Here is a 23,768-nt window from a genome sequence, read left to right as displayed (position 1 = left end):
CTCTGCCGATGCCAACCGTTAGCGTCAACACGCACTTTCCGGGCTATGAAATTCTGGGCGAACTGGGTCGCTCAAACGCTCGTGTGCTGAAGGCCCGCCACGTAGCAACGGGCGATCTGGTGGCGATCAAGCATTTTACGCTGGGTACCGACGCCGACACGCTCCGGCGATTTCAACAGGAATCAGCCATTATGACCAGTATCCGCCATCCGAACGTCGTAAAGGTCCGGGAGGTGCAACTGGACATGCCCCTGCCGTTTATCGTGATGGAGTGGGTAGAAGGGGGCGATCTGCGGTCGCTGATCCGACAGGGTGCGCTGGACGTACCAACGGTACTCCGGCTGGGTCAGCAAATGGCGAGTGCGTTCAAAGCCATTCATCCGGAGGGCATCCTTCACCGCGACATCAAGCCGGAAAACATTTTGTATCGCCCGCTGGCCAGTGGCGAACTGCATTTTCTGCTGACCGATTTCGGCGTGGCCCGTCTGCGGGAACAGTCGCAAACGCTGACGGGACAATCCCTGCTGACGTACGAATACGCGTCGCCCGAGCAGTTCGATAACCCCCGGGGCGTGGGAGTGGCTACGGATTATTATTCGCTGGGCGTGGTGCTGTATGAATGCCTGACCGGCCGGGTACCGTTTGCCATGACCGACACCGCCGGGATTGCTACGTTCATGACGCAGGTGCTGCGAACCCCACCCCCTGCGCTGTTGCTGCCGTCCGGGCAACCCCTCCCCCCGAGCTTGAATACGCTCGTCAACTGGATGCTGGTCAAAGATCCGGCCGAGCGATTAAGCGACGTCAGCGAATTGACCGTGTTGCTGGGGCAGGCCAGTGTGGAACAGTTGCAGGCCGGCCGGGCGGGTACCCGCCCGGCCCCAGCGGTGCCCCGTGCTCAGACGATGGCGGCACCGGTCGCCGGATCGCAAACCCCCGGTTATGCTGAGCCGGCAACGGAAGATGAACCACCCCGCCGATCCAGCGGAACAGGTGGCTGGATTGCCTTCATCGTAGCCGTTGGCCTGCTGATCGGGTTTGGTATGTATTACCTGAAACAACGAAAACCCGCTCAGTCAGCGGCTCGCTCCACCCCGACGGTCGTGGAAGACACGCTGGATACAACGGCTGCCGATACGATGGCCGCCCCCTATGACACATATTCCGACGAAACGACGCCGACCGACTCAACCGAACAGCCATCAGAATCGGTCGTATCCCCCGATACAACCGCAGCGCCCGCCCGCGATTCAACGGCGGTTGCTGACTCCACCAGTACGGAGAACTAACCTCGCTTTGTTTATTACGTATGCCACTTGCTTCCGTTTCGCCTGCCCGTCTGTATCTGCTCGGCACATCGCTGGTACTGCTTCTGCTTTTCGGGCGGCTGTACATTAACCTGGTGCCCATCTTAAATCAGGCCCGACAGGCCTACGCCAGCGGCCAGGCCCTCAACCTCGAACCCGGTGTCCGATCAGCCGCTATCCAGCGGCTGCTTACGGCGGGTAATTACTACACCGATGTCCGCGATGCCAGACTGGTGGCCGATTCGCTGCCGGTTAAGCTGGCTCAGAACGGCTCGCTGGACAACCTCGGCAGCATCAACAAACGGGCGTTTGCGGTGTTGGCTCCCGTGTCGTGGCGCAGTCCAATCGGGGGCGAGGATTTTCAAAACCGGCTTCGCTTGTCGCGGCAGCAAATGGGTTTCGATTCGACTTTGTACCGACGTGAGCTGAACAACCCCCGGCCGTATGCTGCGACCGTGCGGGTTGGCAGCGGAACGGTATCTATCTCCGGTCGGGTCATGCGGGACGAGCAGCCACTGAATGGGGTGTTGGTACAACTCAAACGCCACCCGGCCACGGCCCGGCCCGATACCCTACCCGACCGCTACGTATACGCCCGCACGGATGCCGATGGACAGTTTACGTTCTCCGGCCTGATCGAAGACGCAGCCTACAGCGTAGTGCCGCTAAAGCCTGGACTGGAGTTCGGCAGCCGGAAAGGTACGAGCCGTCTGTCCAGCGATCAGTCGTATACCTTCGAAGGCCGACCGCACCGGTTGCGGCTCATCGGCTCGGTGACGTACAGCCAGCTCAAAACCGATCATGCGTTTAGCGTCCGGACTCCGGCTTCGTTCACCTGGCTCTTCTGGGGCATCGTAGCGTTGTTTCTTGGATCGTTCTGGGCGGTGTATGGGTTCTGGACGCTACGTTCGTTTCAGCCTGATCCGCTGCTGCTGGCCGTCCTGATGCTGCTGACCGGCTTGTCGGTGCTGACGCTGCTGGCCATTCAGGACCCGGTGCAGGATACGCTTTATGCCGGCCAGACGCTACAGGGGCTTATGCTGGGGCTGGTGGGTATGACCATCCTCTCGCAGATGAACGTAGGGCGATTCTATACGCTCTGGCAATATGACTGGCTGTTTGCCTTCCGTAACCGGGCGTCGGTCCGGCTGTCCGGCTGGACGTGGCTGGTCCTGGCCATCGGGCTCGCTGCCCTGACGCTCCTCATCGGTTCTGGTCCGGAAGGCAGTGGGGTACGGGTCAATCTGTCGCTTCTGGGCATTACGTTTCAACCCAGCGAAATCACGAAGTACCTCCTGTTGCTTTTTTTCGCTGGTTTTTTTGCGGCCAACGAGCAACACATCCGCCAGCTTCCGGACCTGCGCTGGCGGTTTGTCGTCAGTTTCGGGGCACTGGCCGGGGCGGTGTTTCTGATGCTGCTGTATCTGCTGCTCGGCGACATGGGTCCTGCACTGGTGGTTTGCTTTACATTCCTGCTGTTCTACAGCATTGCCCGGGGTAACCTGCTGCTTACCCTGGCAACGGGCGTTGGCTACGGGGTGGCGCTGTGGCTAATGCCCGGCTGGCTGGCAACGCTCGTCAGCCTGATCGCCGTGATTGGCTTCATGCTCTGGCGGGGCGACGCCCGGTCGCAAACGGGAGCCGGCTGGGTGGCACTGCTGGCCGAAGCGCCGATTATTTTGCTGCTGGTCATGGCTGCATTTACGTTTGGGGACCTGTTACCTTTTGTGGGCGATCGTCTGGCCGGCCGGAAGGCGATGTGGCTCAGCCCGTGGAACAACGATGTGTACGGGGGCGATCACCTGGCCCATAGTTTCTGGACGCTATCGTCGGGCGGCTGGTTTGGTCAGGGGCTGGGTAAAGGCTTCGCTAACGCCATGCCGGCCGCCCACACGGACATGATTCTGCCCAGCGTGGGCGAAGAGTTGGGGGGCGCGGGCCTGGCGTCGGTGTTTCTGCTGATGGGCATTCTGCTGCACCGAACCTTCCTCCACGCCCGCCGGGCTGGTCAGCCGTTCAGCTTCTTTCTGGTGACCGGCATTGCCATCGCCACCGGCGTGCAGTTTCTGATCATTGCGGGCGGCTCCATCGGGCTGCTACCGCTCACGGGTATCAGCGTACCGTTTCTGAGCTACGGAAAAATATCGCTCATCATTAACCTGACGGCCATGGGGGCCGTATTCAGCGTAGCGCACCGACCGGGGCAGGTTACCCAGCGCGAATACCTCGAAACGCACTACGACACCGTACTAATGGCGGGGATTTCGGGCTTCCTCCTGGGCGTTTTAGTACTCATCGGGCGATTATTACCCGTTGTCGGCTGGTCCGGCGATGACTACATTGTTCGGCCTGCCCGGGTTGTAACCCGCAACGGCGATCCGGTGTATAGCTATAATCCCCGCATCGAACGGCTGACCCGGGCAATTGCTGCCGGGACCATCTACGACCGCAAAGGAGTGGTTGTTGCGGCCAGTTCCCCCGAAACCGTTAGCCAACAGCGCACCCGGCTTCAGCAAAGCGGTCTTGATCCGCAGCAGATTAATACGCTCACCCGGAAGCGATTGCAGCGATACTATCCCTTCGGCGATCAGTTGTTTTTCTGGGTTGGCGACCTCAACACGCAATTATTCTGGGGACAGAGCAATGGCTACTACGCCGAAGCAACGCACCTGAGCGAACTGCGTGGGTTCAACAGCCGACCGCGCAAAAGCGAACTGGTCGCGACCGACTACCGGGCCGACCGGTTCAGTCCGTCGGTTCAGCAAACCCGTACGCTGTCGGTGTACGATTACGGCGAACTGGCTCCGGCCCTGCGAGCCGGTATCGACAGCCGCGAGGTCGAACGGCGCAAAGCCCAGAACCGGGACCTTACGCTGAGTGTGGATGCGCAGCTTCAGGTAGCGTTGCAACAGGCCCTGGCGCAATCCGAGTTTCGGAATAAACGCCTGTCGGTGGTGGTGCTGGATGCGGCTTCGGGCGATGTGCTGGCGTCGGCGCTGCACCCGCTCCCGAACCTGAAAACGCCCGAAGTCATGCTGCTGGCCGACCGCGACCGGTTGAAGCTTCCGTATCTGGTTACCGAGCGTGATTTGGGGATGACGTACCCGACCGCTCCCGGTTCGACGGTTAAAATTCTGACGGCAATGGCGGCCTTCAACAAACTCGGCGAACGGGCGTCGTCGCTTAGCTATCCGATTTCCTGTCAGGAGATTATCCGGCGTGGTACGCGCGAATCGGAGCCCTGTGGCGAGTCCGTCGATATGCGCAAAGCCATTGTCCGGTCCAGCAATGTGTATTTTATCCGGGCGGCCAACGACAACCAACTGGACAATGAACTGGCCGATCTGTATCTGGCAACGGGTATGAACATCGACTTTGTGGGAGGCTACTCATTCACGAATACCCACACAAAACCGGAGCGCGACCGTATCCTGGACCACTGGCGGGACTCGTCGTTCGTTGTTCGGCGGAAGTTATACCAGAGTGACCGGTATCCCCGGCGCTACCGTAGTGAGTTTTCGGGCTTAGCCTGGGGGCAGGGCCAATTGTCGTCGACTCCGGCGTCTATCGCACGCATGGCGGGGGCCATTGCCAACAACGGCGTCATGCAGCCCTCGCGGTACGTTGTAAGCCGGGCCGGGAAAGCCCAACCCATACCGGCCGGACAGCCACTGGCCCGACAGCCGGATTACGCCGAGCAGTTACGTGAGTTTATGATTGAGCAGTCAAACGCCGGTGGCCGCAGTAAGATCAGCGTGGCGCGGGTCGCCGGCAAAACCGGAACGCCCGAACGGATTGTGCTTGGCGAACAGCAAAACGACGGCTGGTACGTATTTTTTGCCCCAACGCCCGAAGGCCGGTCGTATACGGTGGCCTGCGTACGCATTGAACTGGGCGAATCATCGGCTCAGGCCGTTCAACTGGCCAATACCGTTGTCGCGCCCATTCTTAAACAGCAAGGTTATTTAGGCAGCTTCTAACCCAATCGGACATGAGCTTTATCGACACCCTTAAAACCTTATTCGGTCTGACTCCGTCGCGGGCGGAGCAGCCAACCGTTCAGCCGACGGATACGCCACCGGTTTCCCCAGCAGCTTCGTCGTCCGGAATGCCACCGGCGGCCCAGCGTCGTGATCAGGTGCTGCGGTTCATTATCGAAAAGCTGCGACCGTATCAGAACGAACCCGGTGCGGCCCCGGTCGGTCTACGGCTTTACATAGCCTGCTCAAACCCGGAAGAGGAAGAGTCGTACCGGGTAGCTTTACGAACAAACCAGCCAGGCACGTTTCGGGCCGAACTCAACCGCCAGCTGGCCGACAATTACATCAGCCTGCCCAAAAACTGGCCGTTTGAATACGAGTTTTTCCAGGGCGGCCTTCCCGACACCACGTACCGGGAGGGTAACCTGGGGCTGATCGTTCTGGACGGTTCAAAGCCGGATGGACCTCCCCAACTGGCCCGGCTCGTCACGCTGACCGGTCAGACCGAGCAAGCCGAATACCTGCTTGACCCATCCCGGCAAACCACGTTTTGCATCGGCCGCGGCCGAACGACCCAGACCGCATCCGGGCGCGTCCGGACCAACGATATCGTTATCCTGAACGACGACGATACCGGATTTGACCCGGCAAAAGGAGCCGGGAACGGAGCCGTCAGCCGGGCTCATGCCACGATTCGCTACAACGCGGCCCAGCGCCAGTATGCCCTGCTCGTTGATGCCGGTGGTTTGCCCGCCAGCGGCAATAAAACCAAGATCTTCCATTCCGACGAGCGCATGGAACGCGCCGACATTGCCGGCATGAGCTACCCACTGCAGCATGGCGACCAGATTGAACTCGGTGGTTCGGTGACGCTACAGTTCGAGCTTCGGTAACCGGCTATTTCGCAACGGCCAGCTGTATCAATGTGCCGGTATATGCCCACGAACAAAGAACTTTACGTAATTTTGCGGCCTGAAATTGCGAACTATGCTGCTGAGCGAACAGGAAATAAACCGCCGACAAAAGCGGGAAGAACTGATGCGAATGGGGATCGACCCCTACCCCGCCGAACTTTTTGACGTTACCGCCACCGTAGCCGACATCCGCGGTACGTTCCAGCCCACCCCCGATGCCGAAGTGGCCCCCGAGCAGGATTTCTCCGGCGATGAGCGCTGGGGCAATGTCCAGATGGCCGGGCGGCTGATGGGCTTCCGGATCCAGGGGTCGGCGTCCTTTGCCGAGTTTCAGGATTCGACCGGGCGGCTGCAACTCTATTTCCGGCGCGATGACCTATGCCCCGGTGAGGACAAGACGCTTTACAACACCGTATTTAAAAAACTGCTCGACATCGGCGATATTATAGGCGTTCGGGGACACGTATTCACGACCAAAACCGGCGAGCTGTCGGTGTACGTCAAGGAATTCAAACTGCTGAACAAGTCGCTGCGGCCGCTGCCGGTGGTGAAGGAGGTGGTGAACGAACAAGGCGAGAAAGAAACCTACGACGCATTCACCGATCCCGAACAACGCTACCGCCAGCGCTACGTCGACCTGATCGTGAACCCGCAGGTACGCGACGTGTTCGTCAAACGTACCAAGCTGGTCAACTCGATTCGGCAGTTCCTGAGCCAGCGCGGTTACCTGGAGGTTGAAACGCCGATCCTGCAGCCCATCCACGGCGGGGCCGCGGCACGCCCGTTCCGGACGCACCACAATACGCTGGACATGACGCTGTATCTGCGCATCGCCAATGAGTTGTACCTGAAACGGCTGATCGTTGGCGGTTACGACGGCGTGTTCGAGTTTGCGAAAGACTTCCGCAACGAGGGCATGGACCGGACGCATAACCCCGAGTTTACGCAGGTTGAGTTCTACGTCGCCTACAAAGATTACCTCTGGATGATGGATACCATCGAGGAGATGGTCGAAAAGGTCGCCATCGACGTAGCCGGTACGACCAGAGTGACTGTCGGCGAAAACGTCATTGACTTCAAACGCCCCTGGAAACGCCTGACCATGTTCGAAGCGATTCAGGAATACACCGGCATCGATGTATCGGCCATGGAAGAAGACGAACTTCGGAACGTAGCGGAGAGTCGCGACATCAAAGTCGACAGCACCATGGGTAAATCAAAACTGATCGACGAAATCTTTGGCGATGCCGTTGAGCCGAATCTGATTCAGCCAACCTTCATTACGGATTATCCGGTCGAGATGTCGCCCCTGACGAAGAAGCACCGCAGCAAGCCGGGGCTGGTTGAGCGCTTCGAAGCCATTTGCAACGGGAAAGAGATTGCCAATGCCTACTCCGAGCTGAACGACCCGCTGGATCAGCGCGAACGGTTTGAAGAGCAGCTTCGGTTAGCCGAACGGGGCGATGAAGAAGCGATGGCCCTGGACGAAGACTTCCTGCGGGCCCTGGAGTACGGGATGCCCCCAACGGCGGGTGTAGGACTCGGCATCGACCGGCTGACGATGATTATGACCAACCAGCCTTCGATTCAGGACGTACTGTTCTTCCCTCAGATGCGTCCGGAGAAGAAACTGGAGGTATCCGACGACGCTGATTTCGTAAACGCCGGCATCCCAGCCGAATGGGTTCCAGCCCTGCAAAAGCTGGGTTTCCTGACCGTTGAGCAACTGCGGACCGCAAATCCCAACAAACTGTTCAACGACCTGGGAGGAGCCCGCAAGAAGCTTAAGCTGGACCTTAAAATGCCCGGCCTCGACGAAGTAAAAAGCTGGACGGGCCAATAACCCACGTGGCCCAAAGAAAAACCCCGCTCGGCTACCGAACGGGGTTTTTATCGTTATGCGCAGCTACGATTAATAGTCTGCGTCCAATTTCTTAACCTTAACAGCGTTGAGTCCTTTTTTACCTTCAACTACTTCAAATTGAACCCGATCCTTTTCGCGAATGGTAGCGCCGTTCAGACCAGTGATGTGGACGAAAATGTCCCGGTTGGAATCGTCTTCAACGATAAATCCGTAGCCTTTGCTCTCGTTAAAGAATTTTACTACACCTGTTTGCATAAAAAGTAAAAAATTAAACAATTAAACATACAAAGGGGCACATTACTAACAAAGAACGCGAAACAGGCACCAAAGTACGCATACGGATGGGACACTTGGTTGAGACTCAACGGACTTTGTCGCTCAGTGGATGGCCTGTGGTGATAATTTTGCCAACCTCCTTACAACACAAAGTAAATAAATTTGTTCCACATTCAACTCAAACTCAGCCTAAAAATAACATTTTCAATAAGTATTTTTTGCTTTTTTCAAAATACTCCAAACAATCTGTTCAGAGTATTCGTTAGATTTGCTCAAAAGTTTCTACGTATATAGGTTGGATCTTTCAGAGATAGTGGTTATGAACAAGATCAGGTATTTCGTGGAAAAACAGGCTTTCGGCGTCTGCACCCTTCTGGGCGAAAAAATGAACATTTCGGCCAGCAGCATCCGCCTATATTTCATCTACACATCGTTTTTGACGCTGGGCTCACCCGTGGTTCTGTACCTGATCCTGGCCTTCTGGATGGAGATGAACAAGCACCTTCGGCGGCATGCCCACCCGACCATCTGGGAACTGTAGCCCGGATCAGTTCTTCTGGCAGACCGTTCCCGCCCGGCTGGAACTAGATAAGCTCCCGGTACGTCTTTTTGCCTTCCACAAAGTACTCCCAGACGATACTTCGGGGGTATAACATCACCTCCGTCGTCTGCTGCTGACGTAATGCCCGGCGTTGCCGCCGAAGCTGTGGCAGATGCCCGTAAAACGCGAAATGAGCCTGTATGATGGCCAGCACGTCGCGCCACTGGCCTTCTTTCAGGAACAGCAGCGACGAAACGCCATCGAGTACCAGACGGAATAGGATTCGACCCCAGAGCCCCCCCCCCGACCAGTTTTTATACAGCATATAGAGGCTGTTTCGGTAATTGAGGTACGTTTTCCGGGGATTGGACTTGTGCAGCGTCCCGCCCCCAACGTGATACACCACCGACTGACCGCAGGCCCAGACCTGGTAGCCCAGCCGCTGCACCCGCCAGCACCAGTCAATCTCTTCCATGTGGGCGAAAAACGCCGGATCGAACCCGCCGGTTTGGTGAAACACCTCCGCCCGCATAAACAGGCAGGCTCCCGTTGCCCAGAACACCGGCCGATTATCGTCGTACTGGCCCTGATCGTCCTCAAACGTAGCAAACACGCGCCCCCGGCAAAATACATAGCCGAGATAATCGACAAAGCCGCCGGCCGCTCCGGCGTGTTCAAACTGCCGGGGCCGGTCATACGCCCGGATTTTGGGCTGGCAGGCTGCAATGGCCGGATTAGCTTCCAGGAGCCGGAGAATGGGGGTGATCCACCCCGGCGTCACGTCAATATCAGAATTGGGCAGAACATAATACCGGGCGCCCCCATACTGCTGCCGAACGTGCGCCAGAGCCGCGTTATAGCCCCCGGCATACCCTTCGTTGCTGGCCAGCTGAATCAGCCGGACCGATGGAAAGTGCGCACGCAGGAACGGCACCGAATCGTCGGTCGAAGCGCTGTCGGCTACGTAAACAGGAAAGCCTTCGGCATTGGCAATGACCGAAGGCAGGAATTTCTCTAAGTATCGTTTGCCGTTGTAATTGAGAATGACAATCGCGAGGGTATCCATTTATTGCATTAACCCGCCCAGATCAAGGCCGGGGATGTTGGGCAGTAAGCCTTCGGTAGCCTGGCGAAGGTGTTCACGGGCTTTGGTTTCAACGTTGTCCATTGCCTTGTTGGTGGCTGCCACAATCAGGTCCTGCAGCATTTCACGCTCTTCGGGTTTGATCAGGTCGGCATCGAGTTCAATTTTCTGCACCTGCTTTAATCCGTTGACCGTCACGCGCACCAGCCCGGCACCGGCTTCACCTGTTTCGGTAATGGTGCTCAGGGACTGCTGCGCTTCTTTCATTCGGGCCTGAACTTCCTTCATCTTCCCGAACATATCCATCATGTTGAACATAGTATTTCGATTAGTTAATCAGCCCGACGGGATACGCACCGGCCGCAGTTGTTCGAAGTCACACTGGCCTCGAAACGTCTGCAAACTTACCAACTTATCGGCTGATTCGCGCACGGCCTGTCGTCACCGTAGTAACAACACGGCACCGGTCGTGACTGTTTTCTGACCGGTCAGATCCCGCACTTCAATGCGGAACATATACTGACCGGCGGACGCGGGTTGTCCGTTAACCGTCCCATCCCACCCCTTGGTCTGATCGGTGGTATTGTACACAACTTCACCCCAGCGGTTGTAGAGAGTCATGTTGAACTGGTCCCAAAATAAGCCTTTGGGAATAAACTCATCGTTGACACCGTCGCCGTTGGGCGAAAAAGCCGTCGGTGTCAGGATTTTGGCCTCGCGCCGGAACGTGTAGAAATTCGAGTAACTGGTTGTCCCGTTGTTCGAAACGGCAATGATCCGAAAGCGCTGGGTTTGCAGATTCGGGTCGTTCGGGTCTGGCTGGTACTGGGTGTTCGTGCCCAGCGCGATTTCCCGCTTCGTTCCATTCAGCGAGTCGATGATTTCTACAGTGTAGCTATCGAGCGTTCCGGGCGCAAACGGCGAGCTTGTTGTCCAGCCGATGGCGTCGCCCGAGCCGGGCCCGAGGTGTACCGTACAGACGGGTTTGGACGGTGGCGATTGCAGCCCGCAGTTGTTCTGATACGTCACCTGATAGCAGTACGACTGGGCCGCTGGGTTGGCGGTTCTATCTTCGTACACATTGCGGTTGGCCGTCGACGTAACGGGCTGGAACGGCCCGGAGGGGTTATCGGCCCGACTGACCAGCATGGCATAGCTCGACGTAGTACCGGTGGTCGGCAGGGTGGCAACCAGCCGGGGTGCCCCATCTTCTATTGACACCAGAATAGACCGGAATTCGCCAGGGGATTCGCCATTCTGGCCGGTTACGCAGGTAGGCATCGACGTCACCACCGTCCGGCCGTTGTTCACATACGACTCTACGTAATAGCAGTACTGGCTACCGCATTCAATCCGGTTATTATCACTAAAGGTTGACAGCGTGCGGTTGGTAATCAGTCCACCGGTCGGTTGCCCGTTCCGGAACAGTCGATAGTATCGGAAACTGGCTGCGTTGCCTCCGTAGGGGGTCCATTTCAGATCGTTCTGTTTGTTGCCGGCGGTTACATTCAGCGCCACGCTACATACCTCCTCCGACCGGGCACCGACGTTGCCGCAGCCATCCTCAAACGCCAGCTGAAAGCATTGTTCCTGTTTGGTATCGACCGAATTGACGGTGAACGTACCGGTGTTGTTTCCAACCTGGCCGGTTGCGGTATAGGCCCCGTTTCCATCCTTGCGATACAGTTGTACGTTGGTGCTCCCATTGGCCTGATATTGAATGGAAATGGTACCTTCATTAACCGTCGTTAGTTTCGTAATCAGCGGCTGCTGAGCCGTTGGAGCGAGACTTACCGTAGTGGTCGATGCGGGTGAACTGCAGCTAACCGGTGCGTTATAGCCGCCGATGACCTGAATGGTGTAATTGGCCGCTCCCGTGCTGGAGTACGTATGCGAGGGCTGGTTGGCAATCTGGCTCCGCAGTACCTGTTCCGTATTGCCGTCGCCCCACCGGATGGTATACACACTGTACTTGTCGGTCCTGTCGTCCAGCTTCACATCCAGAATAACCTTACGGCCGGAACACGAACGTACTGTAAACTTCACCGGATCGAGCGGCAGCACCTCCACCTGCCGGCAGAAGATCGTGCCCGTTGCCTGACCGCCCCCGCTGCCAACCTGCAGGATAGTGAACGAACCCGGCTGCGTGTAGGTAAACGTAGTGGCGGTGGTGGTGTTGGTCGGGATGCCGTTGCCGTTGTACTGATAGCTATACCCAACGTTCGTTACGCTGGTCGGCACGTTGGTGATCACGACCGGAGCGCCTACGCAGATCCGGCTGCTTTGAAGATCAAACGCTCCTTTTGCGGCTGAGCCGGGGTTCAGACACACATTCTGCGCATGGAGCAGCGGGCGCACGCACAGCAGGAGCGCCGTAAGAACCATTACCGAATAAAGCCCGGGCCGTCTGGTTTTCACCCTGGTATCGATCGGCCACATTCTTGAGATTAGCACAAAGGGTAAAGTTTTATCGTTATCGTTGCTGGGTCGGTTGTTACCGTAAAAACGCTTCACTGGACATTTTCGCGCGCCGGGAAACGTATCTTTGTCGAAATCAGTTTTGTGGATAAAACTCGGCTCCTCCGAACGTTTATAAAACTGCAAACCGCTTAATAAATAGTTCAAAGGTAACTCCGCCGACACGCATCGACCAAGCTATGAGCAATAATAATACCAATACTACCACCCCTGCTTCAATCCGGCTGGACCGGATTGAAGATGCCATCGCCGACATTCGGGATGGTAAAATCGTACTGGTAGTCGACGATGAAGATCGCGAAAACGAAGGCGATATGATCTGCGCGGCCGAAAAAATCACGCCGGAAATGGTCAATTTCATGATCCGGGAAGGCCGCGGCCTGATGTGTGCTCCCCTTACCGAAGAGCGATGCCTCGAACTGGGCCTCGAAATGATGGTCACCAGCAATACGTCTGTGCATACCACGCCGTTTACCGTATCGGTTGATTTACTGGGCAATGGCTGCACTACCGGCATTTCGGCGTCCGACCGCTCCAAAACGATTCAGGCGCTGGTCAATCCGGACACCAAGCCCGAAGACCTGGGCCGCCCGGGGCATATTTTTCCGTTGCGGGCCGTCGAAGGGGGCGTTATTCGCCGGGCCGGGCATACCGAAGCGGCCGTTGATCTGGCCCAGCTGGCGGGGCTGGCACCGGCGGGTGTGCTGATCGAAGTCCTGAACGAAGATGGTACCATGGCCCGGCTGCCTCAGCTTCGGGTGATGGCCGACCGGTTTGGCATGAAATTGGTTAGCATCCAGGACCTGATTGAATACCGGCTTCGGACCGAAAGTCTGATCCGGCGCGAAATCGGCGTTGATATGCCTACCGAATGGGGCCATTTTGATCTGATCGCCTATAAGCAAAGCAATACGGGCGATACGCACCTGGCGCTGGTTAAAGGCTCGTGGGAGCCCAACGAGCCGGTGCTGGTTCGCGTGCATTCGTCGTGCGTAACGGGCGATATTTTTGGTTCATGTCGCTGCGACTGCGGTGGTCAGTTGCACACGGCCATGCAGATGGTCGAAGCGGAAGGCAAAGGCGTTGTGCTGTACATGTTTCAGGAAGGTCGCGGCATTGGCCTGATCAATAAACTGAAAGCCTATAAACTACAGGAGATGGGCCGTGATACGGTCGAAGCCAATCTGGACCTGGGTCTGCCGATGGATGCCCGCGATTACGGCGTAGGCGCTCAGATTCTCCGTGACCTGAACATCCATAAGATCCGGCTTATCTCAAACAACCCTAAAAAGCGGGCCGGCCTGATGGGATATGGTCTGGAAATTGTAGACAGCGTGCCCATCGAAATCCCGGCTAACCCGTACAACGAGCGGTACCTGCGTACCAAGCGTGACAAAATGGGCCACCTGATTATGAAAGAGCCCGTCAGCCCGGAACCGGTCAATCAGGAACAACAGATGTAACCCAGGAATGTACGCAGTGGCGGCTTCGTGCCGGCTGCCAACCCTATCAGGCCCCTTCGACGGAAGGGGCTTTTTTTGTGCCCAACTTTTTTTAGGCCCCACGCAACCCTTTACCAAAAGTATGCGTATATGGCTGAGAACCGGTTCAACTGTTCAGTTTTTCACTACCAAACACAGTTGACAACCATGAAATTCGCTACAACCAGTGCCCGCTACCTAACCCTGGCGGTACTGCTGGGGGCCGGCACACTGGCCTGCCAGAACGATGATAATACGACCCCGGCCCCGGACGTGGCCCTGGCGACGACCTCGCTCGGTACCATCCTGACCGGCGACGGGGGTAAAACGCTGTACGTGTTCTCGCCGGATGTTGGCGGCAACTCGACCTGTTCGGGGCAGTGCAAAACCAACTGGCCCGTATTTTTTAAAGAAACGTTAACCGTAGGAAACGGCTTGAAGGCAGCTGACTTTACCACCATCACCCGCACCGACGGCGAGAAGCAAACAGCGTATAAAGGCTGGCCGCTCTACTATTTCGCGAATGACGCCCAGTCCGGCGACGTTAAAGGCGAAAATGTCAATGAGCGCTGGTTCGTGGCCCGGCCGAACTATACCCTCCTGATTGCGGCCGGTCAGTTGAAAGGACTTGATGGGAAAAATTATACGAGCGACTACAAAGAAGGTACCGGAAATACGTTGTATTTTACGGATAGTACCGGCCGCACCCTCTATGCCTTCGCGCCCGACAAAAAGAACAAAAATACGTATACCAAGGCTGATCTGAGCAACAACGCCACCTGGCCGCTGTTCGAAGCCTCGCTTACCGAAATTCCCTCAACGTTAAATAAAGCTGATTTTAGTGTAATCACTGTGGCCGGTCGTAAGCAACTTACGTACAAGGGCTGGCCGCTTTACTATTTTGACAGTGATCAGAATCAGCGGGGCAGCACGAAGGGTGTCAGTGTACCACGGCCGGGCGTCTGGCCTGTTGTGTACAAAACGATACCCGAAGCCCCGTTGAATTGATACCTTATCCGGCCGGCGTCTGAAAACCAACGCTTTATCCATCAGCCGTCGGCCGTCTGCATCTTAACCGAACATACTGTGTCCAACGCTCCAAAGGCTCCAGCGCTGTCTGATCTGCTGGCGGGTTGTTTGCGCAACCACCGGCAAAGCCAGGAATTGCTCTACCGGCAGTTCTACGGCTACGCTATGGGCGTTTGCCTGCGCTACACGCCTACCCGCGAGGAAGCGCTGGAAGTCCTGAACGATGGATTCCTGAAGGTGTTTACCCGGCTGGACCAGTACAATCCCGAACACTCTTTTAAAGGCTGGCTCCGGCGTATTCTGATCAACACGGCCCTGGACCATTACCGGCACGAGATTCATCACTACAAGCACGACGACATCGACCGGGCCGGTCAGACGATCGTATCGGATCAGGCTGATGCGTTCAGCCAGTTGGCCCACGAAGACCTGATCGGGCTGGTGCAGCGGCTGAGCCCGGCCTATCGGATCGTGTTCAACCTGTACGTCATTGACGGATTCAGTCATGAAGAAATTGCCGAGAAGCTTACCATCTCGGTCGGCACGTCGAAGTCTAACTTAGCCCGGGCGCGGGAAAACTTACGCGTACTACTTAAGCAAATGAATCACGATGAGTATGCAAGAGCTAACCGATGACCAACTGGACGGGCTCTTCAGAAAATCGGCTGAAGAGTTCGAGCCAACATTTGACCCCGCAGCCTGGCAGTCCATGCAAAGCAAGCTGGATGCCCACGACGGAACCGCCGGCAAACCGGCGATTCTGGGAAGACTGCTACGCTGGGGCCTTCCCGGCTTGCTGCTGTTCCTGTCGGGCGTTGTCTGGTACGTTCTGCAGAACGATGTACCCGCTACACCTGCGGCCCGACCGATCGCGACCAATCGTCCGAACGCAGCCGGTTCAGGAACGTCGCCCGTCGGTCGCCCGTCGGCCCGACAGCCAGCACCTGCGGCAAAGATTACGTCGGTCGATGGGCAACAAATTGCTGCTGCTCAACGTAGCACAAGCGATCCCGACCCACTCGTATCAGCCAGAAAAAATCAGCCGATTGATCAACCCGCTGCAACCACGCCGGTAGGCGCCGGGCAGCCGAAAAACAGTTCCCGTCTGTCAGCCGATAAGATAGCTGACCTGAACGCTGCTGGTAACCAATCACAGCCCCTTACGGCGACCGTTTCCACACGCCGGGGAAATACGTACCAGGCAGTCACTGAAAACAGGGCTCGCCGGACCAGCCGCCGGTCGGCGGATGCGCTTGCTGGCCGGACCGTTCGCCCACAAATGCCCGAAACTCCGGCGTTCGGCAGCGGAATCCCGGAAAGCCAGGCCGGTGGTACCTTATCGACACCCGCAGCACCATCTCCCAGTGAGCGGTTCGCTCTGCCAATGGTCAATGCCCTGGCAATGCGGCCGATGCAGTGGCCGCAGCTGAAACTATCAACTGACCAGGTGGCACCCGTGGCCCACCCCACCGACGTACCTGAGGTGGCAACGACTCCTCAACAAAAGGGCCTGAGCATTCGGGCGGTCGTATCGCCAGATCTAAGCGGCATCGGTTTACGTAACTTCTCTAAACCCGGCACCAATGTAGGCCTGATGCTGGAGTACCGGTTTGCCCGGCGGTGGAGTGGACAGATCGGCGTGTTGCACAGCACCAAAATCTACCGCGCTAAGGGTGATGAATACGAGTGGCCGCCTTACAACATCTTTGGCCCTGCACCAGCAACCGTTGATGGACGGTGTAACATGCTCGACGTCCCGATTAACCTGCGGTACGATTTCATCATCCGTTCGCGGCCAGATGGCTTAACGACCCGGTGGTTTGTCAGTGGTGGCGCTACGTCGTATGTCATGCTGCGGGAAGATTACAAGTACAATTATTCAAACCCAAATAACCCGCACATCAAGTACCGCGATTGGAGCACGAAGACCGGCCCTTATGGATTCAGCCAGCTCAACATGTCGGCTGGGTATGAGCATCCGTTCAGTCGGCGGCTTTCGGGTCAGCTCGAACCATTTATAAAAGCTCCGTTACGGGGCGTCGGCGCGTACAGATACAATCTGCTCAGTACCGGCGCTTTTGTGTCCATCCGCTATCGTCTGTAATGATTTTGATCACATTACGCTTTAAACGATTAACCAATGTATATACACTAAAATGCAACACGATGAAAACCAAAACACAACCTGCCGAAGCTATTAAACGTAGTGAATTTTTGCGCAGCCTGGGACTGAGTAGCGCAGCCCTGATGTCGCTCTACTGCATGGGCACCTTAACATCCTGCTCCAGCGATGACAACGCTGATCCAACTCCGGGAGGCACCGGGGGCACCGGCAACAACGCGAAAGTGGATTTTACGCTTGACCTGACCACAACGGCCAATCAGAAATTGAAAACCGACGGCGGTTTCTTGTACCAGGGTGATGTCATCGTCGCCCGTGTTAAGGGAGGGAACTACGTGGCGCTGTCTAAAATCTGCACCCACCAGGGAACAACCATTGAATACCGGCTTGGCGATGATGATTTCTATTGTCCTAATCACGGCTCACAATTCAGATCGAACGGAACCGTCGAGCAGGGGCCGGCCAGCCAGACGCTCAAGGTATTTAAAACCGAACTGAGTACGGATGGCAATAGACTGCGCGTAACCGAATAATGCCTGCTAACCTATGAAGTGGGGGCGGCTCCTGGGTCGCCCCCTATTATCCCATGACACATCGACTGCTTACACTGGTTTTCATCATATTTCTTGGCATCGGACCTGTTCGGGCGCAAAACCCGGTCGTTACTCCGGATTCTGTCCGCACGGTTGCCGACACCACAGCCCCGGCCGCTTCTGACGCCGATGCGTTGCTGGCTGGTCTGACCGACTCAACCGAAGCGCAGCCTCTGCTGCCCCGTAAAATGATTTTTACCCAGCGGGCCTTCTGGGGCCCCAAAGGCCTGCTGCGGATTACCAACCTGGCTCCTTTATCGGCAGAAGGCCGCGCTAAGGAACTCAAAATCCGGCGGACAATGCTCGTAACGCACCAGATCGGCGGTTTTGTTACGCTGGCCGGCTTCGTTGCCCAGGGGTTTCTGGGATCCAGGCTGTACAATGCCAAAGGGGAAGACTACGTTCGGGTGAAGCGCCAGCACGAAAACATGGCTACGTTCATCAACATCTCGTACGGCACCACCCTGGCGCTGTCGCTGACGCCACCTCCACCGGCGGTTGGCTCACGAAAAGGCTTCAGTTCCATTAAACTACACAAATACCTGGCCATCGTTCACCTGACGGGCATGGTCGCGACGAATGTACTGGCCCGGGCCATCCAGACCAATTTCGAACTGAAGCCGTATCACCGGGCAGCTGCCTACACCACCTTTGGCACCTACGCAGCATCAATCATCGCTTTAACGTTGTGACCGTTATGAAACGATTTATGATTTTTAGCGGCCTGCTGGCCCTGATCGGCCTATCGGCATTCGTAGCGCCGATGACCAAACGAAAACTGGTGGCCGATAAGGCGCTGTCGACCGTTACGTATGCGGCCAAGCACCCACTCCACGACTGGGAAGGTATCAGTCGGGATGTCAACTGCGCGGTTATGTACAACGATGACTCAAAGCAGATTGAGAGCGTTGCGGTTTCCATTAAAGTAGCTTCGTTTGACAGCAAGAACAGCAACCGCGATTCGCACGCCCTGGAAGTACTCGACGGGTTAAAATACCCGAACGTTACCTTTGTGAGCACCGAACTGAAGCCCAGCGAAGACGGCACCCTGACGGCCCGGGGCAACCTGACTTTTCACGGCGTGACGCGCCCCGTTACGTTTCAGGCTACCCGCAAAGAGGAGAACGGCCGGCTGACCATTGAAGGCGGTTTTCCGGTTACGCTGAGCAGCCACAGCATTGAACGCCCGTCGCTGATGGGCCTGAAAGTAGACGATCAGATGACGCTCCGTTTCAGCGCCGTATTCAAACTCTGATCGCCTTTCACTCAATTTATTACGCTGTTGCTCAGCAGGGACGTATTTTCGTAGCCGTCCGATTAACGTATCCGGCAACGCATGATTTATCCAACCTTACCAGCCTGGCTGCAACCGCACCGCTTCACCTATACGCCTGGAGCCGTATCGCCGGAGCGCCTTGACGACTTACGTACCCGACTGGCGCAGTTTCGGGTAAACGATCCGGAGGTGTCTATCATCATACCGGCCTACAATGAGGAGGAAAGCATCCTGAACATGCTCTCGTCGCTGGGGAGCCAGCAAACCCGCTACCGGACTGAGTTGATCATTTCCAACAACAACTCCAAAGACCGAACGCAGGAACTGCTCGATGCCTGTGGTGTCCGTTCGCTGTTTGTGACAGACCAGGGCGCAGCTTTTGCGCGGCAGGCGGCTCTGTCGGCGGCTCGTGGCAAATACATTGTCAATGCCGATTCGGACTGCCTGTATCCACCCGGCTGGGTCGATGCCCTGGTTGATCCGTTACGCAACCAGGAAATTGCCTGTACCTACACTACGTATTCGTTTGTCCCAAGCGATATCAACTCGCGGGCGGCCCTGATCGTCCACGAAACAGCGGCCCGGCTTATGTTCTGGGTCCGTCGCCTGCGGGGTTACGAATGCGTCAACGTGATGGGTTTCAGCAGTGCCTTCCGGCGGGACGATGCCCTCAGCGTAGGGGGCTTTAATACGTCGTTCAAACGGGGCGTCGACATCGAAAGCGACGACGGCTGGATGGCGATGACGCTGCTCAAGAAAGGCCGGATTCAGCGGGTTACGTCGCCGGCAGGCCACGTCTGGAGCAGCGACCGCCTGCTCGCCCGCGACGGTGGCGTGCTGAAGGCAATGTATAAACGGGCGATGTTCGAGGTTCGGCGAATCGGCTGGTACCTGCGTCCCGCTGATGTAGAGCCTGTCTCAAAATAATCAGAAATAATTATCTGACTGATAGCTGACTACAAACAAATAAGCTCCGGGGGTTCTCCGGAGCTTATTTGTTTGCCTGCTAAATCAATTACCTTTATCCGACCATGTTCTTCCTTGAAACTACCCGCCTGCGATTAATTCCGCTGACGAGTCAGCATTTATCTTTATGGTTGCGAAGCCGTACGTTGCTCGAACGAATACTTGGCCTGACGCCGGAGCCGTACGATCTCGAACCTGAATATTACACCGAAGTTGTTGACGCCCTACAGAATTACTGGCTCCCGAACACAGAGCGGTATCCGAGCCAGTATATGTGGTTCACAAACTGGGAGATCGTCCCCAAAGATCAAAATAGATCAGTAGGCGGTATTGGGCTGGCGGGTTTGCCGAACGACGCCGGCGAAACCATGGTTGGCTACAGCCTGCTGCGCAAGTATCGGCGGCAGGGCTACGCCACGGAGGCCATGCAGGGACTGCTCAACTGGGCATTTGAAAACCCGAATCTGCAAACCGTTATCGCCGATACCCACATCGATAACCAGGCATCGCAGGGCGTTCTGATAAAAAACGGCTTCATCAAGATCCGAGAAATTGACGAGATCGTGCGGTGGCATCACCAGCGAATCTGAAAGCTGAACCTAAATCGTAAAAACGATTACGTAATTGCCCGGCGGGCCAGCAACGCGCTGATCAGAATCAGTACTGCCCCCAGCAGGTAAGGCGCTCCCGGGAAGTAAACAGGGGTTGTACGGGCTGTAAAATACGAGAACAGGTTCGTCATCATGACCGGTCCCACGATCGACGTAACGCTGACCAGGCTTGTTAAAGCCCCCTGCAGTTCGCCCTGCTCGTTGGACGGTACCTGCCCTGTAATGATTGACTGCAACGACGGCCCCGCCAGACCACCCAGCGCGTAGGGTACCATGAACAGGAACATCATCCAGCTCTGCGTGGCGAAGGCAAAACAGGTCAATCCAAGCGAATAGAACAACAGGCCAATCAGCAGCGCTTTTCGCTGACCTACCTTCGGCACGATAACGCGGCTTAGCCCGCCCTGCACAATCGCAAACGACAGGCCAATGGCACCCAGCGATAAACCGACCATCTGCTCGTTCCACTTAAATTTTTCCATGACGTAGAACGTCCACGTACCCTGAATGGCAAAGCCGGCCAGATAGATCAGCACGAGCGAGGCAACCAGCCCAATGATAACCGGATACCGGCGAAGCTGACGAAGTGAACCAACGGGATTGGCCCGACGCCAGTCGAACGGCCGTCGGTTTTCGGGAGCGAGTGATTCGGGCAGGATGAAAAAGCCGTACAGTACGTTCAGCATAGCCAGCCCGGCCGCTACAAAGAACGGCGTCCGCGGGCCGAATCGAGCCAGCAGCCCCCCCAGAATCGGCCCCAGAATGAACCCAACCCCAAACGCAGCCCCCACGAGTCCGAAGTTCTGCGCCCGCTTCTCGGGTTCGCTGACATCGGCAATATAGGCATTGGCGGTTGTGAAACTGGCTCCGGTAATGCCCGCAATCAGCCGCCCGACAAACAACCAGCCGATGGTTGGGGCAAACCCCTGAAACAGATAATCGACACTGAAGCCTAGCAGGGAGAAAAGCAGCACCGGCCGGCGCCCGTAGCGATCGCTGAGCCCACCCAGCACCGGCGAAAAAATGAACTGCATGATGGCATAGGAGAACGTCAGCCAGCCGCCGTAGCTGGCGGCTTCGCTCAGATTACCGTCGATCAGCTGTTCGATCAGTTTCGGGAAAACCGGGATTATGATACCCAGCCCCGTCACGTCGATCAGTAGCGTAATGAAAATGAAAGTGAGGGCGTGGTTCTTTTTTTTCATCAGGAGGAAAGGAAAAAAGGCGGAAGGGAGGAAAGAAGCAGGGTACCGTCGCCCTTTCTCCTCTCCTCCCTTCCGCCTTTTTTCCTTTTTAGGCGTACGTATTCAACATCACTGGCATCACCAGCATCAGGATGTCTTCGTTCTCTTCCTTATCGGCCGGAATGAGCAGGCCGGCCCGGTTCGGTGCTGATAATTCGAGCGAAATCATTCGGGCGCTCAGGTTGCTCAGCATCTCGGACATCAGCTTGGCGTTGAATCCAATCTCCATCGCATCACCGTCGTAGTCGCAGAGCAGTTTCTCGTTGGCTTCGTTCGAGTAATCGAGGTCTTCGGCCGAAATGGTCAGCGAGTTCGTTTTGAGCGACAGCCGGATCTGGTGCGTGGTCCGGTTGGCATAGATCATAATCCGCTTCAGCGAGTTGAGCAGGTCAGTCCGGCCAATGGTCATCACGTTCGGGTTGTTGGTCGGGATGGCGTTTTCGTAGTCCGGGAAGCGCTCGTCGATCAGGCGGCAGATGAGCTGCGTCGGTCCGAACGAGAACGAAGCATTCGCCTGGCTGAACTCGGCTTTTACCGGTACGTTTTCGGGCAGCGACGACTTCAGCAGCTGCAGGGCTTTGCGCGGAATGATCATCGACGTATTGGCCGACGAATTCAGGTCGGTGCGCCGGTAGCGAATCAGGCGGTGTCCATCCGTAGCGACGAACGTAGCGTTGTCGTCGCTGAGCTGCAGGTACACACCCGTCATCGCCGGACGCAGATCGTCGGTGCTTGTTGCAAAAACGGTGTTGTTGATGGCTCCCAGCAGGGCATCCGACGTCAGCTCAACGGCCAGGTTCTTGTTCACCGTCGGTAGCTTCGGGAAGTCAATCGGGTTTTCGCCGGAGAGTTTGTACCGACCGTTATCGGTCAGAATTTCGGTACCAAACGTATCGGTGTCGATATTGAACGTAACGGGTTGCTCGGGCAGGCTCCGCAGCGTATCCAGCAGCAGTTTGGCCGGGATCGCGATGGCCCCGTTATCCGACGACTCCACCGGGATCTGCGTGGTCATGGTCGTCTGCAGGTCCGAGGCCGTTACGGTCAGGGTACCGTCTTCCAGACGAAACAGGAAATTTTCAAGGATCGGCACGATCGGGTTTGTTGCCACGACGCCGTTGATGTTCTGAAGGTTTTTGAGTAGTACGGACGAGGAAACGATGAATTTCATGGGCCAATCGTTTAGTGCGGTTCGCAAAATGATATAAGAACAAAAGTAGCAAAAAAAGCCCGAAACCTTTCGGTGTTTACCTGTTGTTTCACGTTCAGTGTTTCAGGGGTCAGGCGTCAGATCGGGCGAGTGCCGCACACACTCATTTTAACCCGTAGATGCTCAAACCCTGGACGTTTAGAACGTATAGCTATGGAAACTGAATTAGTTAACCGGGTGGCCGCAAGTGGCCTCGTTACGCTTGATCTTGAAGACTATTACCACCCTGGCGAACGGGTTGTCTACGACCTGAAGGAGAATCTGTACATGGGGTTAATGCTGAAAGAAAAGGACTTTCGGGCGTTCCTGAAAGAACACGACTGGAGCCAGTACGCCGGAAAGAACGTAGCCATTACGTGTTCGGAAGATGCTATTGTTCCAACCTGGGCGTATATGCTGCTGACCCTTCAGCTTCAGCCCCACGCAAACACCATCGTGTTCGGCAGCCTCACCGACCTGGAGGAGAAACTGTACTTCGACGCGATTGCCCGGATCAATCCCGCCGATTACCGCGACGCCCGGGTTGTGGTGAAGGGGTGCAGCAAAGTTCCCGTTCCTACGGCCGCCTACGTTGAGCTAACCCGCGTACTACGTCCGGTGGTGCAGAGCCTGCTGTTCGGGGAGCCATGCAGTACAGTACCGTTGTACAAACGCCCGAAGCAAGCCTGACAGCAGCTTGATTGATACGCTTTTCTACCGACGCCTTCGTTCGCAGGGTTTTGTCGTGCCTCCGCAGCCGGGTCGTCGGAGCGGAAGCATGACAAAAAATAAACTATAGTTATTTCTTCGATC

21 protein-coding genes are annotated in these 23,768 nt (G+C 56.5%); 15 read left to right on the top strand and 6 right to left on the bottom strand.

Annotated features, from left to right (window positions below):
- The first annotated feature begins 8 nt into the window (after positions 1 to 8).
- The 4 genes from DYU11_RS16160 to lysS all read left to right on the top strand — a co-directional run bounded on the left by DYU11_RS16160 (position 9) and on the right by lysS (position 8,044).
- Positions 9 to 1,289 carry a serine/threonine-protein kinase gene (locus tag DYU11_RS16160; protein WP_119668729.1) on the top strand — a complete coding sequence of 427 codons (1,281 nt, stop codon included), beginning with the start codon at positions 9 to 11 and terminating at the stop codon, positions 1,287 to 1,289.
- Positions 1,290 to 1,309: 20 nt separating this feature from the next.
- Complete coding sequence (locus DYU11_RS16155; RefSeq protein WP_119668728.1) at positions 1,310 to 5,287, top strand: FtsW/RodA/SpoVE family cell cycle protein; 3,978 nt, start codon at positions 1,310 to 1,312, stop codon at positions 5,285 to 5,287.
- Between the two features lie 11 nt (positions 5,288 to 5,298).
- Positions 5,299 to 6,180 carry an FHA domain-containing protein gene (locus DYU11_RS16150; RefSeq protein ID WP_119668727.1) on the top strand — a complete coding sequence of 294 codons (882 nt, stop codon included), beginning with the start codon at positions 5,299 to 5,301 and terminating at the stop codon, positions 6,178 to 6,180.
- 94 nt (positions 6,181 to 6,274) lie between these two features.
- Entirely contained in the window at positions 6,275 to 8,044 is a 1,770-nt protein-coding gene (gene lysS, locus DYU11_RS16145) for a lysine--tRNA ligase (RefSeq protein ID WP_119668726.1), read from the top strand.
- Positions 8,045 to 8,113: 69 nt separating this feature from the next.
- On the opposite strand, the gene DYU11_RS16140 is transcribed toward lysS, so the two are convergent.
- Complete coding sequence (locus tag DYU11_RS16140) at positions 8,114 to 8,320, bottom strand: cold-shock protein (RefSeq protein WP_009285736.1); 207 nt, start codon at positions 8,318 to 8,320, stop codon at positions 8,114 to 8,116.
- Between the two features lie 340 nt (positions 8,321 to 8,660).
- Here DYU11_RS16140 and DYU11_RS16135 point away from each other — a divergent pair, with 340 nt between their 5' ends.
- On the top strand, positions 8,661 to 8,882 hold the full coding sequence (locus DYU11_RS16135; RefSeq protein WP_119668725.1) for a PspC domain-containing protein: 222 nt from the start codon (positions 8,661 to 8,663) through the stop codon (positions 8,880 to 8,882).
- Between the two features lie 43 nt (positions 8,883 to 8,925).
- On the opposite strand, the gene DYU11_RS16130 is transcribed toward DYU11_RS16135, so the two are convergent.
- The 3 genes from DYU11_RS16130 to DYU11_RS16120 form a co-directional block, all read right to left on the bottom strand.
- The gene (locus DYU11_RS16130) at positions 8,926 to 9,948 is read right to left on the bottom strand and encodes a glycosyltransferase family 2 protein (RefSeq protein ID WP_119668724.1); all 1,023 of its coding nucleotides are present in this window, start codon (positions 9,946 to 9,948) and stop codon (positions 8,926 to 8,928) included.
- Positions 9,949 to 10,284, bottom strand: a complete 336-nt coding sequence (locus tag DYU11_RS16125; protein WP_119668723.1) for a YbaB/EbfC family nucleoid-associated protein — start codon at positions 10,282 to 10,284, stop codon at positions 9,949 to 9,951.
- A gap of 123 nt (positions 10,285 to 10,407) precedes the next feature.
- The gene (locus DYU11_RS16120) at positions 10,408 to 12,351 is read right to left on the bottom strand and encodes a T9SS type B sorting domain-containing protein (protein WP_229365868.1); all 1,944 of its coding nucleotides are present in this window, start codon (positions 12,349 to 12,351) and stop codon (positions 10,408 to 10,410) included.
- Positions 12,352 to 12,623: 272 nt separating this feature from the next.
- Here DYU11_RS16120 and DYU11_RS16115 point away from each other — a divergent pair, with 272 nt between their 5' ends.
- The 9 genes from DYU11_RS16115 (at position 12,624) to DYU11_RS16075 (ending at position 20,501) form a co-directional block, all read left to right on the top strand.
- Positions 12,624 to 13,907: a bifunctional 3,4-dihydroxy-2-butanone-4-phosphate synthase/GTP cyclohydrolase II gene (locus DYU11_RS16115; RefSeq protein WP_119668722.1), complete on the top strand. Its 1,284-nt coding sequence runs from the start codon at positions 12,624 to 12,626 to the stop codon at positions 13,905 to 13,907.
- Positions 13,908 to 14,093: 186 nt separating this feature from the next.
- Positions 14,094 to 14,933: a hypothetical protein gene (locus DYU11_RS16110; protein WP_229365867.1), complete on the top strand. Its 840-nt coding sequence runs from the start codon at positions 14,094 to 14,096 to the stop codon at positions 14,931 to 14,933.
- A 78-nt stretch (positions 14,934 to 15,011) separates the two neighbouring features.
- Entirely contained in the window at positions 15,012 to 15,590 is a 579-nt protein-coding gene (locus tag DYU11_RS16105; protein WP_119668720.1) for an RNA polymerase sigma factor, read from the top strand.
- Positions 15,571 to 17,058 carry a porin family protein gene (locus DYU11_RS16100; protein ID WP_147367951.1) on the top strand — a complete coding sequence of 496 codons (1,488 nt, stop codon included), beginning with the start codon at positions 15,571 to 15,573 and terminating at the stop codon, positions 17,056 to 17,058. The genes DYU11_RS16105 and DYU11_RS16100 overlap by 20 nt, the downstream gene beginning before the upstream one ends.
- A gap of 62 nt (positions 17,059 to 17,120) precedes the next feature.
- Positions 17,121 to 17,609, top strand: a complete 489-nt coding sequence (locus tag DYU11_RS16095) for a QcrA and Rieske domain-containing protein (protein ID WP_119668718.1) — start codon at positions 17,121 to 17,123, stop codon at positions 17,607 to 17,609.
- A gap of 53 nt (positions 17,610 to 17,662) precedes the next feature.
- A complete protein-coding gene (locus DYU11_RS16090) occupies positions 17,663 to 18,361 on the top strand; it encodes a hypothetical protein (RefSeq protein WP_119668717.1) in 699 nt (232 codons plus the stop codon).
- A 5-nt stretch (positions 18,362 to 18,366) separates the two neighbouring features.
- On the top strand, positions 18,367 to 18,924 hold the full coding sequence (locus DYU11_RS16085; protein ID WP_119668716.1) for a YceI family protein: 558 nt from the start codon (positions 18,367 to 18,369) through the stop codon (positions 18,922 to 18,924).
- Between the two features lie 81 nt (positions 18,925 to 19,005).
- The gene (locus tag DYU11_RS16080) at positions 19,006 to 19,872 is read left to right on the top strand and encodes a glycosyltransferase family 2 protein (protein ID WP_119668715.1); all 867 of its coding nucleotides are present in this window, start codon (positions 19,006 to 19,008) and stop codon (positions 19,870 to 19,872) included.
- 104 nt (positions 19,873 to 19,976) lie between these two features.
- On the top strand, positions 19,977 to 20,501 hold the full coding sequence (locus tag DYU11_RS16075; RefSeq protein ID WP_119668714.1) for a GNAT family N-acetyltransferase: 525 nt from the start codon (positions 19,977 to 19,979) through the stop codon (positions 20,499 to 20,501).
- Between the two features lie 26 nt (positions 20,502 to 20,527).
- Here DYU11_RS16075 and DYU11_RS16070 read toward each other — a convergent pair whose 3' ends face one another.
- Both DYU11_RS16070 and dnaN read right to left on the bottom strand, forming a co-directional pair.
- Positions 20,528 to 21,727, bottom strand: a complete 1,200-nt coding sequence (locus DYU11_RS16070; RefSeq protein ID WP_119668713.1) for a TCR/Tet family MFS transporter — start codon at positions 21,725 to 21,727, stop codon at positions 20,528 to 20,530.
- 88 nt (positions 21,728 to 21,815) lie between these two features.
- Positions 21,816 to 22,937 carry a DNA polymerase III subunit beta gene (dnaN, locus tag DYU11_RS16065; RefSeq protein ID WP_119668712.1) on the bottom strand — a complete coding sequence of 374 codons (1,122 nt, stop codon included), beginning with the start codon at positions 22,935 to 22,937 and terminating at the stop codon, positions 21,816 to 21,818.
- 192 nt (positions 22,938 to 23,129) lie between these two features.
- Here dnaN and DYU11_RS16060 point away from each other — a divergent pair, with 192 nt between their 5' ends.
- Entirely contained in the window at positions 23,130 to 23,645 is a 516-nt protein-coding gene (locus tag DYU11_RS16060) for a DUF2480 family protein (protein WP_119668711.1), read from the top strand.
- The last annotated feature ends 123 nt before the right edge of the window (positions 23,646 to 23,768 follow it).

This window comes from Fibrisoma montanum (assembly GCF_003583365.1).
Taxonomy (GTDB): domain Bacteria; phylum Bacteroidota; class Bacteroidia; order Cytophagales; family Spirosomataceae; genus Fibrisoma; species Fibrisoma montanum.
Note: the sequence above shows the minus strand (reverse complement) of the source record. Positions and strands in the feature narration are given on the sequence as shown.